The organism is Fructilactobacillus fructivorans, from assembly GCF_001434095.1.
GTDB classification, from domain to species: domain Bacteria; phylum Bacillota; class Bacilli; order Lactobacillales; family Lactobacillaceae; genus Fructilactobacillus; species Fructilactobacillus fructivorans.
The window spans coordinates 226,393-241,761 of sequence record NZ_AZDS01000002.1 but is presented as its reverse complement, the minus strand read 5'-3'; the positions used below and the strand labels follow the sequence as shown (position 1 = coordinate 241,761).

Annotated in this window: 15 protein-coding genes; 3 read left to right on the top strand and 12 right to left on the bottom strand. The window is 34.1% G+C overall.

Annotated elements, in window-relative coordinates; translation table 11 throughout:
• The 3 genes from FC73_RS03135 to FC73_RS03125 all read right to left on the bottom strand — a co-directional run bounded on the left by FC73_RS03135 (window position 1) and on the right by FC73_RS03125 (window position 2,164).
• Window positions 1-576 (bottom strand): hypothetical protein, encoded by a 576-nt coding sequence (locus FC73_RS03135; protein WP_010022442.1) that lies wholly within the window; start codon window positions 574-576, stop codon window positions 1-3.
• A 237-nt stretch (window positions 577-813) separates the two neighbouring features.
• Window positions 814-1,539 carry a hypothetical protein gene (locus tag FC73_RS03130; RefSeq protein WP_010022440.1) on the bottom strand — a complete coding sequence of 242 codons (726 nt, stop codon included), beginning with the start codon at window positions 1,537-1,539 and terminating at the stop codon, window positions 814-816.
• Between the two features lie 127 nt (window positions 1,540-1,666).
• Window positions 1,667-2,164, bottom strand: a complete 498-nt coding sequence (locus tag FC73_RS03125) for an MGMT family protein (RefSeq protein WP_010022439.1) — start codon at window positions 2,162-2,164, stop codon at window positions 1,667-1,669.
• A 141-nt stretch (window positions 2,165-2,305) separates the two neighbouring features.
• On the opposite strand from FC73_RS03125, the gene FC73_RS03120 reads away from it, so the two are divergent.
• Together FC73_RS03120 and FC73_RS06980 are read left to right on the top strand one after the other, a co-directional pair.
• Complete coding sequence (locus FC73_RS03120) at window positions 2,306-3,346, top strand: zinc-binding alcohol dehydrogenase family protein (RefSeq protein WP_010022438.1); 1,041 nt, start codon at window positions 2,306-2,308, stop codon at window positions 3,344-3,346.
• Window positions 3,336-3,476: a hypothetical protein gene (locus FC73_RS06980; protein WP_010022437.1), complete on the top strand. Its 141-nt coding sequence runs from the start codon at window positions 3,336-3,338 to the stop codon at window positions 3,474-3,476. The genes FC73_RS03120 and FC73_RS06980 overlap by 11 nt, the downstream gene beginning before the upstream one ends.
• 45 nt (window positions 3,477-3,521) lie before the next feature.
• On the opposite strand, the gene FC73_RS03115 is transcribed toward FC73_RS06980, so the two are convergent.
• The 4 genes from FC73_RS03115 to FC73_RS03100 all read right to left on the bottom strand — a co-directional run bounded on the left by FC73_RS03115 (window position 3,522) and on the right by FC73_RS03100 (window position 7,416).
• Window positions 3,522-5,357, bottom strand: a complete 1,836-nt coding sequence (locus tag FC73_RS03115) for a cell division protein (protein ID WP_010022436.1) — start codon at window positions 5,355-5,357, stop codon at window positions 3,522-3,524.
• A 105-nt stretch (window positions 5,358-5,462) separates the two neighbouring features.
• Window positions 5,463-5,711 (bottom strand): hypothetical protein, encoded by a 249-nt coding sequence (locus FC73_RS03110; RefSeq protein WP_010022434.1) that lies wholly within the window; start codon window positions 5,709-5,711, stop codon window positions 5,463-5,465.
• A gap of 17 nt (window positions 5,712-5,728) precedes the next feature.
• Window positions 5,729-6,922, bottom strand: coding sequence for a hypothetical protein (locus FC73_RS03105; RefSeq protein ID WP_010022432.1), 1,194 nt, complete (start codon window positions 6,920-6,922; stop codon window positions 5,729-5,731).
• Window positions 6,919-7,416 carry a hypothetical protein gene (locus tag FC73_RS03100; protein WP_010022431.1) on the bottom strand — a complete coding sequence of 166 codons (498 nt, stop codon included), beginning with the start codon at window positions 7,414-7,416 and terminating at the stop codon, window positions 6,919-6,921. Before FC73_RS03100 ends, FC73_RS03105 begins: the two co-directional genes overlap by 4 nt.
• Before the next feature lie 410 nt (window positions 7,417-7,826).
• On the opposite strand from FC73_RS03100, the gene FC73_RS03095 reads away from it, so the two are divergent.
• The gene (locus tag FC73_RS03095) at window positions 7,827-8,954 is read left to right on the top strand and encodes a DUF3290 family protein (protein ID WP_010022430.1); all 1,128 of its coding nucleotides are present in this window, start codon (window positions 7,827-7,829) and stop codon (window positions 8,952-8,954) included.
• Window positions 8,955-9,008: 54 nt separating this feature from the next.
• Here FC73_RS03095 and FC73_RS03090 read toward each other — a convergent pair whose 3' ends face one another.
• The 5 genes from FC73_RS03090 to FC73_RS03070 all read right to left on the bottom strand — a co-directional run bounded on the left by FC73_RS03090 (window position 9,009) and on the right by FC73_RS03070 (window position 15,361).
• Complete coding sequence (locus FC73_RS03090; protein WP_010022429.1) at window positions 9,009-10,037, bottom strand: acyltransferase; 1,029 nt, start codon at window positions 10,035-10,037, stop codon at window positions 9,009-9,011.
• A 119-nt stretch (window positions 10,038-10,156) separates the two neighbouring features.
• On the bottom strand, window positions 10,157-11,824 hold the full coding sequence (locus FC73_RS03085; protein ID WP_010022428.1) for a glycosyltransferase family protein: 1,668 nt from the start codon (window positions 11,822-11,824) through the stop codon (window positions 10,157-10,159).
• 70 nt (window positions 11,825-11,894) lie between these two features.
• Entirely contained in the window at window positions 11,895-13,553 is a 1,659-nt protein-coding gene (locus FC73_RS03080; protein ID WP_162250897.1) for a YfhO family protein, read from the bottom strand.
• Between the two features lie 194 nt (window positions 13,554-13,747).
• Window positions 13,748-14,353 carry a nitroreductase family protein gene (locus FC73_RS03075; RefSeq protein WP_010022425.1) on the bottom strand — a complete coding sequence of 202 codons (606 nt, stop codon included), beginning with the start codon at window positions 14,351-14,353 and terminating at the stop codon, window positions 13,748-13,750.
• A gap of 18 nt (window positions 14,354-14,371) precedes the next feature.
• Window positions 14,372-15,361, bottom strand: a complete 990-nt coding sequence (locus FC73_RS03070) for an NAD(P)-dependent oxidoreductase (RefSeq protein WP_010022423.1) — start codon at window positions 15,359-15,361, stop codon at window positions 14,372-14,374.
• Window positions 15,362-15,369: the final 8 nt, after the last annotated feature.

Genomic DNA, 15,369 nt, shown 5'->3' with positions numbered 1-15,369 from the left:
TTATTTCCCTCTCTTTTTTGATTTTTTATGATCCCGTGGTGATTTCGGCTGACTTGCTTCTTTTACAGCACTTGCCCATTGTCTTCCAACATCTGTTTTAACGAATTCAGACCATCCACCCATGTCATCGATTTCTTGGGAAACTTGTTTAATCTGTTTATCAAATTCTTTAGCAAACTTGTTAGTTGTTTCATCTATTAATTGTTTTATTTCTTCATTGTTCATAACAAAAAAGCTAACAATAATATAATAAGAGGCCGACAAGATTAAGACACCAATTAGAATATTTTTCCAATAGTTTTGTGGTATATATGGAAAACTAGTATCCATCATTGTAATAAAGAAGGATAATATAATTATGTCATCAACGATTTTACAAATTAGCGTTGGTATTCTTTTATCATTATATTTTTGCTTTAACTTAAAACCCATTATTGTAATATAATTAGATATTAAGAACATCATTCCTGTTAAATCAATGGTACTTCTTTTATTTAACTTCAATATATTTAAAACAGCAATTATAAGACTTGCCATAATAAATAGTCTTTTGAAATCTGTTAAATTAGTCTTCAAATAAAATTCACCAACATGACTAGGAATTTGCATAAATTTTTTATGCTATAGCTATTATACACATTAATTTATTCTACTTGTCAACAAGTTTACCAAAATAGAAAAATATTTTTTAAAAATATGATCATAGAAAATCTAAAAAATATGCCATCAATTAAGGTAACAGAATTAATTGATATTAAATTATTTCAATAATTCTCATTTTTACAACTCATACGAATACTTCACATCATCCGCCTACGAATCCGACTTAATTAACAATGTTTCAAACAAATCGGTCAAACCGACAATCTCGTACGTATGAAACGTAATGGTATTTTCTTTTTTATCTAATTCAGTATCAAAGGCATTCTCGGTAATGCGCCAGTTCTCATCAGTCCAGTCCTCTTCGTTGAAAGCCTGAAAAGCGATGTAGTTATTGATCAACATTTCACCCTGCTTTGACAACCAAGCCAGCACGTTCAGATCGATGCCTTGAAAGCCTTCTCTTAAATCTGGTTGAAGAATTTCCTCTGGATCATATGATTTGAAGACTTCCAAATCGATGTTGTCTTCAATCAAGTACTTCTTCGCGCCAATGTATCCCCGCTGCAGCGAAGCAATGGTACCTTCCTTCATCTTGTCATCCATGGGCTGTTCAAACTGTCCGTAAACTTCCATGAAAGTGGACAGGAATTTCTGTTGATCACGTTCTACCTTATCGTAGAATTCATCACCATTTTGATTCATGTCAGCCGCCAAAGCCTCAACCGTAGATGGAATGTCATCCCGATTAAAATCAACGTTGACCATGTAAACTCCAATGGCCGCGTTCGATAAGAAATTATCCACGATCACGTCCTGGATCTGTTGAGGAATGGGACGAATCTTGTTGAAATCAAACTGGTTACTATCCTCATTGACACCAGTTGATACTAGCCGTTTAAACACTCTACCGTTGTCTGCCTTAATAATATGTTTCATTTTAAATACCTCATTTATTATTTTGATTATGACTATACAACATCAATTACTTATACAAAAGCCATATCGCTATAAATTTACTGAAAGTAAAAGGGATTTTCCAATCGAAATCCCTATTTAGTTATATTTACTTTTTCGGATGTTCCAGATCCACCAAGAAATCTCGGGTCGTATCACCAGTTCGATAGGGGTAACGACCATTTCGATCCGTTACACGATGAAGTGGTAACACCAGCCAAATGGGACTCTTAGAGATTGCCAATTCGACCTTGTCAGGACCTAAACCAGACTGATCAGCAAGGTCAGAAACCGTCACTAGCTCACCAAATGGAATCTGGGCAATTTCGTTCCAGATCAACCGTCCTTCGTCGGACCCATAGCTCATAAAATCAATTGGTAGGTCAAGGTCAGTTGACTTACCCCGCAAATAATTCTTAATCGTTTTCCGATATAACAGACTACGCTCACTGTTCTTTGCGTACTCAAAATGATCGTTCGTATAAAAATCAAGTAGCTGTGAAACTCCCTGACCCGGACTGCTTACGAAATTCAATCCATGATCGTCAATCGTGAAGAATATCTTATCTCCGTTAACATGAACGGAATCCCAATACAATCTTTGCATTTTCTACCTCATCCCACTCTTTCATGTCACTATTTTATCATAAAAACAGAATGCAACCTAACTCCCACAATAAACTCACATCAACAATTATCACCGCACGCGTGGTATCCTAAGGGTAGAATACGTAAAAGGAGAACGATTATGACTAAAAAAATGAACGCCGTTGGTTACACTAAATACCTACCGATTGATGACCCCAAAAGCTTATTTGATTTTACCACTGATGTTCCAGAATCCGAACCACATGATTTGCTGGTAAAGGTTGAAGCTGTTTCGGTCAACCCTGTGGACGTTTTCACCCGTGAGTCCCAAAAGGTGCCGCTAAAGGATCCTAAAATTATCGGATGGGATGCGGTTGGAACCGTTGAAAAAGTTGGTTCAAAGACCAATCGTTTCAGTGTTGGCGACCGGGTCTTTTACTCCGGATCGCACGTTCGTCCGGGCTGTGATAGTGAATATCAAACCGTTGACGAACGGATTGTTGGAATCGCTCCGCACAGCTTGGATAACGCTCACGCCGCTGCCATGCCACTCACTAGCTTGACCGCATGGGAAGCCATGTTTGAACAAATGAACATCGACTTTTACGATCGTGACGAACAAAACCACAATAAATCCATCTTGATTATTAACGGTGCTGGTGGCGTTGGTTCGATTGCGACTCAATTGGCTCATCGTGCCAACCTTCAGGTCATTTCAACTGCCGGAAAAGATGAGACGAAGCAATGGGAACTTGACCATGGTTCCGATATTGTTGTTGACTATCATGATGACATCATCAAACAGATTCATGACAAGGGATTCAAGTATGTAGATTACATTCTAGATCTGCGTAACTTGGATGCTTACTGGGATGAAATCTGCGAGTTAATTGCCCCTTCTGGCACGATCGTGTCCATCACTGGATCAGGCAAGTCTCTCGACATGAGTAAGCTCAAAGAGAAACGGGCTCGTTTTGCTTGGGAATACATGTTTACCAAATCCGAGTTCCATACTCCTGACATGATTACTCAGCATGAAATCTTAGATAAAATCAGCATCATGCTTGATGAAGGTAACTTGATAAGTACCTTAACCAAGCAGTTTGGTCCAATTAACGCTGAGAATTTGCGGAAAGCAACTAAGTTGGTTGAAAGTAAGCAAATGATTGGTAAGGTTGTGGTGGCCAATGATGAAAAATAATAGTGATACAAAAGAAACCAAAGAATTAAAAAAGAATGGCCAACTTCAGGAAGCGCTTGAAGGACAAAAAGACCAAAATCCAGATCATTATTCTGATGTTAGTAAGGGAATTAACTGGAATAATCTTTAACATTAAAAGGATTGAACCACTAGTGGCTCAATCCTTTTTTGTCTATTATTTTTTAATCCATTTATACATTCCTTTAACAATCACACATCCAACCGTCACAATCCATGCAAGCACTGACACAGCAATAACTGTCATGAAATGAGCTGGTTGCTGATACCTGACCGTCATCTGATTCTGACCAGGCTGTTCTTTAACCTTCGCCGCTCCAATATCGGAAACGCGATATTGGTTAGGACTCAGCTTCGCCCCATTCAACTTCACCGTTGAATTATGGTACAAGATTATTGGAATCGTCCGATAACCGTTCTTGGCCTTACCAGAATCGGCAGTCCATTTCGTCACGAGTGCCCCACTCCGCGTAACGTGTTTCTTAAAGCCATGATTGTTCATAATATCTGCGTGATAATGTGATCCTACCGCATCAAAGTTAGGATTACCCGAGTCATTTGGCAGGTAATCGCCGTTTGACTCAGAGATATCTCGGAGCGGCTTGCCTAAGTTCTTACTCATAAAGTCAGAGCGAACCTGTTTGACGCTCACACCTTTCTTAAATGGACTCTTGGATGGTGCCATGTACTTCTTCGGCGTTTCGGGGTCCGGAAGTGTCTTGATCATATTACGTTTAATCGGGGAACTCTTGGGGTTATTCCAAATGTCGACGCCATACTGAATGTTAGAATCCGCAAACCAGAGTGCTGCGACTGCCATAACAGTCACCACGACCTCCATGAAAATTTTCATATAGTTATAGTGAATATCACCGTGCGACGCACTGATTTTTTCGTACCAATCATTACTGATCTGACTGATCGAAATCAAGAAGCCCACCATCAGCAAAATTGCCGCATACGGAAAGAAACGGTATGGGAACTGAATGAAATTCTGCATGTAGGTCCACTGTTCTCCCATGGCGTTCCACGGCAGAATGGCAGATGATAATAACAAAAACAATCCACCGATAACCGTCACCACAATGTTAGTTAGGTCCTTTCTCTTAGCGATTATCATGTAAATTAACTGAAAGACGCAGATGAGGGTCAGCACAATGCCCACACCGTTTGGTAAATTATTGTAAAAATTAAAACTTGCAGAATACGTACCCATGTACTCCATCATAAATGGTGGCATGAGTTCATTTTTACCGAAAACACTCAAAAAGCTGACGAAGTAGTTACCAGCTAAGATTAATGTCAAAATAACGTTTAACGCAATCTTCCCCAAATATTTCCATTTAGCACGGGATCGCCAAAGACCGATCAGCGCAAATGGTAACAGCATGATGACCGTAAACAGTGCACTTAAGATGTGCATTTCAAGCAACGCCGCCACAACCAGTGCCAACGTCACGTGAACCTTTTTTGGTGAACCATCCATCAAATCAAGAGCGACCATTACCGCAAATGGTAGGATGATTGCTCCCCAGGCTAGAAATTGAGCGTCCGTCTGCCAACCAGTGATGAAGTTTTGTGACAAGTAAATAATGGCGCCAGCAGTCGCAAACCACTGGTTCACTTTTACCCGTCGAAAAAGTCCGTAAGCTCCTAATCCAGCAACTGCATACAGAATAAAACTTGTTACGACTTGAAAACTGAACCAACTTTTAGTGAGCAACAAAATGAATCCCAAAATGACCGCCATGTATGGTCCATAAATGGCATTAACGATCCGACCACTCTGATTGAACCCATAGTTGGTCATGAAGTAGTTAAAGTGGCCCGTCTGCATCTGCATTTTAATGTCATAAATTCGACTAAAATGAAAAAGTGAGTCGTTTCCCAGCAACAAACTATGTGAAAAGCACTGAATTGAAACTAAGAAAGCGGCCGCTACTAAAATTAAAATCACTGCCAAAATCGTTTTAGGATACTTGTATTTTTTCATGATTTCCTCTTATAAAATATAATTATTAAGTTCTTAATTATCATCGATTATACACTAATCAAATGGCATGAAAAAAGACGGTCACTTAAAACCGCCCTCCTTTAATTATTTTTGATTGTCATTTTGTTTCTGCAACTTCTTTTTCTGGTGGATGTACACTAACGCCATCACACAAACAATAAAGGTGGTAAAGACCACTAAGAGGGCCAAAAGAATGGTCCAGATCGAGGTTGGTTTTGTCAGAAAGTAAACCACGATGAAGATCACAACTAGTGGCGTTAATCCCCAGTTGGCAAAGTTATGCAGATACTTAATTTTTTTGTTTAATTCTTCCTCTGTCTTTTTTGATTCCATTAAGAAGACTCCTAAATTTACGTAACCTTTTTTAAATGATTTTTACTTGGTTTATTGATTAATTCCATGCATTGACTAGCTAAGATAAATAATGCCACGTTGTTAGCAAAAAACATATGATCAGTAAAAATACCCTCAATAAGAGTAATAATTACAATCATAGTCAAATATGCAGCCGACGCACTGTCTTTAGAAACTAGACGACCAAGTCCAATGGCAATTAAGACCATTATTGCTACAAACACGATGTAGCCGTCCATAAACAATACCCTTGAAAAACTTGAATCAATATAGAAATAGTTAACAACGTCGCTAACTTTACCACCATTACCACGTTGTTTGATGTACTGTCCTAAAAGTCCGGGAATATACTTTAAATATGCTTCATGAACTAAGGCTAATCTATTACTAAATAAACTATTTAAAGCGAGCCATATTCTGTCATTTCTATAAAAAATCATGGATATAAACGTCCAAAAGGCAATTAAGATGGGTGTTAACTCTGCTAATAACTTGGTATATCGATTTCTTAGAGTAAGTGAGAAACATGAAAGTATAATTACGATTAATATTGCGATATTAAGCAAAAGATCAGTTCTTGAATCAGTTATTAAATAAGTTGCGATCGTTGCAACTGCCATTGCTAAAGTGACAGCAAGCTTTTTCTTCAATGATATTTTGTTCGTTACTAAATAACTCGCTAAAGCAATATTTAAGAAAAATACCGTCGAAGACAATAATAAGGGGTAAATAAACCCCAAACTATTTCTAATTAATCCATTTCTTGGAAACTGTAAATTTGGTAAAACCCCAAATAACGATAATAAAATAATTATACATAGAACACTTAAGGTTGTTATTATTTCAGTTTTAATAATTTTTTTAATGGGGACATCTTTCATTCCCACTAAAAAGACCATTGTGTAAAGTAAATTCTGCTCTCTTGCTACGTGACCATTTATAAATATAAAAGCAATTAGTATGAAAATTCCTATTAAATAAATTGGTTTCAAGTCATCAACAAAAAATATTTTAAAAAATACATATAGAAGAGCAAGCAACAACAATAAATGCAACAGATGTCCAATGATTGGATAAATCTTAACAATCATAGTAGTGCCAATTAATACATCAAGGATTCCAACTACTAGGGCCCACAAGTATAAAGAAGATTCATGTTTTTTTAAAAAGTTTATTGAATCTCTTATCATTTCTCTGTTACAACTCCATTTACATAATTTTCATTTAATAGTTTTAATTGTTGATTGGAATAATGATCATTAGGATCAAACTTTTTATGATTTTTGTATTTATAATCATATTTATATGACCTTAACATCACTTTACTACCCAGCGTGGCATGACTAATCACTGATTGTTCAATGAATGTACCACTAAATGGTTGAATTGGTGGTAAGGCATCGATTGGAACCGGTCGAGCAAGTGCAGAAATATAAACGACCCGTGGTTTATTTTTATTATTGAATCTAATTTCGTACACATAATTACCATTTGATTGATCAATATTACTAATAGTGCCCTTTTCGCTAAAATTGATTTTATTAGTTCTTGTAATCTCATCGGGGCTAATGGCAATTTTTTTAACGTACTTAGATCCCACAAAAAAGAGTCCAATAAATAAGATTCCAATACAAACTAACCATATTCCCATCTTTTTATGATTTTTGTTTAAAGCATGATTCATTATTTTATCGTGATGAGAACTAGATCTAATTAAAATATAACCAATTACTAAAATAACAAAAGCAACTGTTAATATTAAAAGTATCAATAATTTATTAGATAAAAGCTCCGATAATTTATATATGAACCATTGTGTATTTGAATATTCGATGATACAACCCCCACTTATAAATAACACGGTTAAATGTACCTTAACTAGAAAACACGTTAATAATACAGATATTATAGCACACACAATTGTATCACTTTCGAATGCCATAAATTAACCAAAGTTTAGTACTTTTAAAGTTAAAATGTTCTATAAATGACTTATTGTATGTAACAAAAATTAAATTGTTCAAAATTTAATACCAAAATTATCCAAATTGAGTATAATTGTTACATAAATACAACAAAATTGGAGCGAGAGTCATGAAACTTTATTCATATTCATTCATTGCCCACAACTTCCATTTTACCAACTACATTTTTATTGCTTTGATTATAGTAATTGCGTTGGTCATCATTGGAACTGGGATCTTCTATTATCGCAATAGAAGCAACTTGAGATTTCGAAGTCTGTTCATCTTAGTCACCATGCTTGGTGCTCTGATTATTGCGATGCAGACGGGCAGGGTCTTTCAGCAAAAGAACGCTGACAGTCAAACGACTCAGACCGTCCAAATCATGAAGAACATCAGTAAGCAGAAGAAGGTACCGCTGAATCAGATGTATTCCAGCAGCAACAATCTAGTTGATGGAATGACGATTCAGGCGGGAAAAGACGCCTACGTTGTCCATTTCAACACTGACATGACGAACTACACCGTCACTCCAACCAAACTTGTATCACAGCCACAACACGTTAATTCTGGTGGCTTTACCTGGAGTAGTAGTGACTCACAATACGGAACCATCTTCTTGAAGTTCTTAATTGGATTCATCATGATCGTCTTGCAGATTAACCTTTCTGGTAAAGGAAACTTGGCTCCATCAAATGCCGTCGATCAACTCCAGAACTATATTCTTGGTGGAATTATCGGTGGTGTTATCTACAACCAAGACATTACCCCAATCCAATTCATCATCATTCTATTGATCTGGTCAGTCATCGTCTTCGCAAGTAAGTTCTTAACTGGGACGAGTAATACACTGAACAAGATGATCAACGGAAGTCCGCAGATACTGATTTTAAATGGTGTCGTAAACGTTAACCGTGCATTGCGGAACGGTTTAACTGCTAATCAGCTTGCTTTCAAGCTTAGAACTCATGGAGTTAATGATTTTAAGGACGTGAAAAACGCCACCCTTGAAGAAAACGGTCAATTGACCGTAACTCTGAACGACGAACCAACCATGAACTACCCACTCATCACTGATGGCCAACTGAATGAAAACGTTGCTAGCCATCGTGGCCTAGATGCTAATCAAGTTGAACAACTATGTGAGAAACAGGGATGCACCATTCAAGATGTCTACTTAGGTCAGTTTGGATCTAAGGGCAATCTTGATCTGGTATTGTATCCAAAGAAGAGAAAAGTGTTTAAAAAGAGAAAGTAAATGGTAAATAAACAAGCCCAATCCATCTGGATTGGGCTTGTTTGATGAATATTTTTATGGCAAAGCATCTTTCACAAATGGTACCTTCTTAATTACATAAACCATTAATCCACATAAGACATAAGTTACGATAGGCATAATGAATACATGCATAAATCCTGAAGGACTACCTTTGAAAATAACGTCAAAGACTTTAAAGAAAAATGGATGAAGAATATATATTCCTAAACTAACAGAAGCCATTTTAGCTAAAAGACTTTTTACATGAATATTATTAAATAATTTAAATTTACCTACTATTAATTTAATCAAAGTAAATACACCAATCACATAGAAAAATAAATAAGGAGAATTACCTAAGATGTCATGAGAAGCAACATTTGGAAGAAAGATCTCTGATATTAATAAAAATGCTAATGCACAAATTCCAATAACTGAAATACACATTTCAACTTTTTTAGAGAAATAGTTAGTATTAATTAAATAACCCATGATAAAAATCCCAACAAAAACAGATGCAATTGGATTTATTTGAATCTTGGTAGGATCAATTGGTAATTTATAAGCTTGAATAACATATATATAAATAAAGTCACCAATGAAATTAAGAATTACAAGATAAAATAACAAATCTTTGTGACGATCCACTAACAAAGATAGTAAAGGGACTAACAGATACAAAAGAATAATGGCATAGAAGAACCAAAAAATATTATCGATATTATTATTTAAAAATCCTAAAAGAAAATCATTGATACTTGGGTCTGGGTGAGGAATTGGTCCAGGAAATGCAGTAAACTTTGTATCATATAAGTACCAAACAATACTCCATATCACAAATGGAATAATCACACGTCTAAATCTTTTAATAAAGAATGTTTTTGTATCATACTTTGATCTATATCCGATTAAAGTTGCACCGGAATTCATTAGAAATAAATAAATGGCTGGGATAAAAATTGCTTGAATAATATTATTCTTTAAAACTATCCCATTAGTTGGATACTGAGAAGAATGCAACATCAGGACAGCAAAAATTGCAATGATGTTGATCACATCAATATAAGTTAATCTTTTTTTCATATTTTCTCCTAAATTATGTAAAATTTAACACAAACATAATGATATCAGACTTTTAACTAACAAAAAACACAATTTGAGTCAAATAAAGAGTGAAGAAATAATTCTTCACTCTTTTAAAGTTATTTATTTGATTTTTTATGCTTTATTCTGAAATTTATAAACTTTTTGTAACTAATAAAACTAATTAAAATGATCCAACTAATAATGCTAATCCAAAAAGAAATAATTTGAGTTATAGTACTCTTATACATAATATCAATATCATTTCTACCCTTTTGTATTGGGATATTAATGGCATTGTTTTTATTAGATTTAATTGGAACTTCTTTATTATTTACATAAGCATGAAATCCAGGATAATACTCATTTGGTAAGTTAATATATTTTATTCTACTACCATTATTTATCTTATAATGAATGGCATTATAAGATGTCGAATAACCGCTTTGCTTGATATTACTTGCTTTATTCATTAATGGAATTGAATGTTTATCTAACTTATTAATTATTGGCTCTGCATTTTTCGGAAGATAATCATAATAAGAAATTTGAGAAGATCTCAAATTAAATTCATCAACAGAAATTTTAGGTAAATTTCTTCTATTCATTTCTGCTTGTGCAGTAAAAATACATAATTCTAAAATAACTAATCCACCAAAAAATAAAGAATATTTACTTTTATTATTGTAGCTAACTCTACTAAATAAAATTAATAAACATTTACCACCGATAAGTGCTACCAAAAAGTTTGTAATGGCAAGAAATCTAACTGGAAATTGAATAGGGTACATTATTGATTGAAGAAGACCCCATGGAAATAAATTGGTTATCAATAATATTGAGATGAAAATCTCAACGAGTATATATCTATAGAATGTCAACAAATATTTAAAATAAACTAATGCCATAATTATTATCACTACTTCAATTAGTCCAACTGAAGCCCCAATAACATTATTAATATTAACAGCATTAGTAAATAAAATACTTTTACCCATTAATAAATTTCCATTAATAGATAAATAATTCTGAATCAAAGGACCTAAAAATATTACTGACAATAATAAACTGACAATTCCAGCTACTATTAACCAAAAAATCCTTTTTAATTTAACCTGCCAACTACTTTTTTTAATAAAAAGCATTCCAAGTGAAAGAAGCATAAATACGCTTAAAACTACAACAGATAAAACGTGAGTGAGAATAAGAAGGGATAACCCAATTGATAATATCCACCATTTTTTATAGTCAAAACATATTATTTGATAAAGTCCGTAAAAACAAATAGGCACCAAAATAAATGCGATACTCTCCGCTACATTTTGGAACACATACATATCATTTAGCTTGTATTGAGAAAATCCGTAAACAATTGATGAAAATAGAGCTGCTTTCTTACTATTAGTTAATTTTTTGGTCACTATATACATAGAACAAAATGCTAAGAAATTAATAACTATGAGAGACAATAAATATGTTCTAAAAGCACTTAAGTGAATTATTCTAAATATAAGAACTGGATAGTATGTAAAAGACGGATAAAACAAATTTTCTGGATATCCAAACTCACCCATCGTTTTAGTACTAATACTCGAGAAAATATTAAACCATTGATGTTTTTGAATAAAATAATTAGCTTCATTCAATGGTGCCAAATGATATGGCAAATCATTTACAATATATGGAAAATTCCAATATGGAATAATCATTAATAAACTTAAAACAAAAAATATAATAAAAATTACAAAACTTTTATGCTTGTTCATAAAAGTAATAGACTTATGCATTTAATCATTCCTTTTACAATTTGATATTTCACATAAAAAATATGAAGATAGAACTTCCATATTTTTTAATTTATTTATATAACTTTTTATGCTTTATTTTTCTATTGAATAATTTCTTATAAACAATCCACCCAATTAAAACAATCCAAATAATAATACTGATCCACAAAGTAACAATCTGGGTAATGGTCTTCTTGTATACAATATCAATATTGTTTATACCCTTTCGAACTGGGATGTTAATAGCCTTGTTTTTATCAACTTTAATTGGTACTTCTTTATTATTAACATATGCATGAAATCCCGGATAGTAAATATTGGGGAGTCGTATACTTGATAAATCCTTATTTGAACGTAATTGGTAACTAACTTGATCATATGAAGTCAAATATTCACCCTGTTTCAACCCCTTTTGTTTAGTATTCATTTTCGGAATTGAATGCTTAAATAAATCATCCCTTATAGGCTGGGAAACCTGCGGTAAATAATCTAATGTATCCCATTCTGGGGAAACTTTTTCAAATTCTTCAGTTGACAATACTTGTCTCCCACTATGCTTCAAATATTCAGTAGTAGAAGTTGTAAAAATTATTCCAATAGAACTAATTAATATAACAAAAAATATCCCAAAATTTTTAGAAGAACTTAATAAATTATTTTCTAGAACAATTTGTGTAGATTTTGCTCCTAAGATTGCTAGTAGAAATGAAACAATCAGCATAAATCTAATAGGAAATTGCAAAAACTGCATTACATTTTGAAACAAATTCCACGGAAATAAATTAGTAGTTAATAAACTAAAAATGATTAAACCTAATACCAAGTATCGGTATTCTCTACTCAAATGTTTCCATGCAACACAAATCAAAGCAATTGCAACTAATCCTAAAATACCTATGCCGGATAATTGCGTCCAGTTAGTTTCTAGATTATTATTTGGTAGATAATTAAAGAAAAAATTTTGTAAGTTGATAGCAAATTTATCTAATTGAATGACAAATACTGAAATGTTTCCTACATAATGCATATTAAAAAGTAAAGGCACTAAGAAAAATGCAGATAAAAGCAAAGTAACAACAGCCGATATAATCAATGTTATTATTCTTACTACCTTTTCTCGTAAATTAAAATTGGTAAATAAAACATACAATGCTAAGAAAAGAACAAACATTGAAACCATCACTAAAGAAACAAGATGAGTCATGCAGATCAAAAACATCCCAATTGAAAGGATATACCATTTCTTATAATTACCAAGAATAATTTGATAAACTCCATAAAACGCAATTGGCAAGAAAATCAATACCATAACTTGGGAAATATCTTCATTATTAAATTGCCATATCTGATTAAATCCTGAAAACTCATAAATTAATGATCCAATTATGGAAGGAATCATTGAAATACTCAGTTTTCGACATAAAATAAACATTGATAAAAGAATCAAAAAGTTTGCTATTATCGCAAAAATTAAATATGAAATCCAAGCACTTTTAAAAATTAAATGAATAAATATTTCAGGTAAAAAAGTAAAAATTGGATAAAATAAACTATTCGGATACCCAAAATTGCCGAATGTTTTAGTATTTATATCTGGTAAAATATGAGTCCAATTTCCATTCTTCACATTTAAATAATTTTCTTGAATACTAGAAATATGGAATTGAAGATCAAATTGATTATAAACAACTCCACCATGAAAATACGGTAAAACAATCAAAATACTCAACAATCCAAATAACATCATTACCAATAAATTGGGATGTCTTTGAATAATCCTTTTACATTTTGTGATAACAGCACCTCTTAATTAATAAAATACATATATAATCATATCAGAATTATTCAAAACACGAAACATAATTTTATCCAACAAAAAAGAAGCATGAAGATAAAATCTTCATGCTTCTTTTTACGTATATCTTATTTAAATTCTTTAAATCGCTTGCTATCGTCCATAAAGTCCTTCTTACCAGCTGGAGTGTTGACAGAACCAAAGTTCATCTCAGCACGTAGTTGCCAGTTATCAGGAATGTCAAAGGTAGAAGCAACTTGAGCATTAATCAATGGATCATAGTGTTGAATATTAACACCTAAACCATTTTCTTCAAGTCCAGTCCAAACGGCGAACTGAGCGTTGCCTTGGCCTTCTTCTGACCAGTTATACATTTCGTACTGATACGTCTTGAATTGACCCTGCAATTCCTTAACCTTATCCATGTCAGTAAAGAACAGGATTGATGCATAAGCATCCCTAAAAGTCGAGATTTTAGCCTTAGTTCGAAGGAAACCATTTGCTGGCACTTTTTCTCTTAAGGCATCTTCAACGATGTCCCACAGCTTGTCATGGTTCTCGTCGAATAACACAACGGCACGAACCGTTTGCCCGTTAAAGGCGCTTGGTGTGTATTTGATTAATTCCTTAATATAAGTATATAGATCGTCTTGAGAGAACGGAACGTCTTTTCCTAAATCATAGATGGTCCGTCGGTTTTTCTCTAGGTCTAAGAATTGTTGCTTTAATTCCATGTTTAAAAACTTCTTTCGTTAAATTTGATTCTTGGTCTTCCCAGTTGTCATGGCTTCATGAAAGTTATCATAACTAACCTTGATCATGTCAATCGTAGCGGGTTTAGTTAGATACCCAATGTGTGGAGTAATAATAACATTTGGATAACGCTTCATCAATTCTAACACGTCTTTGTTTGGAAGATCATCCAATGAATTGAACTCATTGCCGTCAATTTGATTTTCATCAATAATTACATCGGCAGCGTATCCACCAATATTACTACCTGACAAAGCAATCGTAATTGCATTCGTATCAACCAACTCACCACGCGCCGTGTTAACCAGAATAGCGTTGCGTTTCATCTTTGCCAGTTCAGGCCCACCAATCATTTCGTCGTTTTCACCTGGGACGTATGGGACGTGCAGTGAGACAATATCAGATTTCTCTAACAACTCATCTTCACTAACAAACGTCACGTCCGGATTGTCATTAGGATGACGCTGGTAACCAAGAACTTTGGCTCCTAAGTTATGGTACAACTTGGCCTCGGCACTTCCCATGTGACCAACACCAATAATTCCAACGGTAGCGTCGTGAATTTCGTTACTGTAATAAGTTGGCAAAACACGAAAGTCAGCATTATTGGTGTTTACGGTTGCCTGAGCAACGTGGCGGAACAGATCCATCCCCATTGTCAGTGCAAGTTCAGCAACTGAATATGGGGAATAACTAGGAACGTTCGCCACCATAATGCCGTCGGCCTTGGCAGCATCTAAATCAATGTTGTTGTACCCGACAAAACGAGTAAAGAGATACTTAATCCCAAGGTCTTTGACTTTATCCAACACCTTTTTATCAGCGGTACACGAGCCATCAATCAAGATAGCGTTGGTTCCCATCGCTTCGTCAACGGTGTCAATACTCAATGGCTTCTCAACCAGATTCAAATCAAAATCATATGAATTTAAGTCCACAAAATATTCTTTTTCAAATGGTCTTACATCATAAGCAGTAATCTTTGCCATTCTATCTC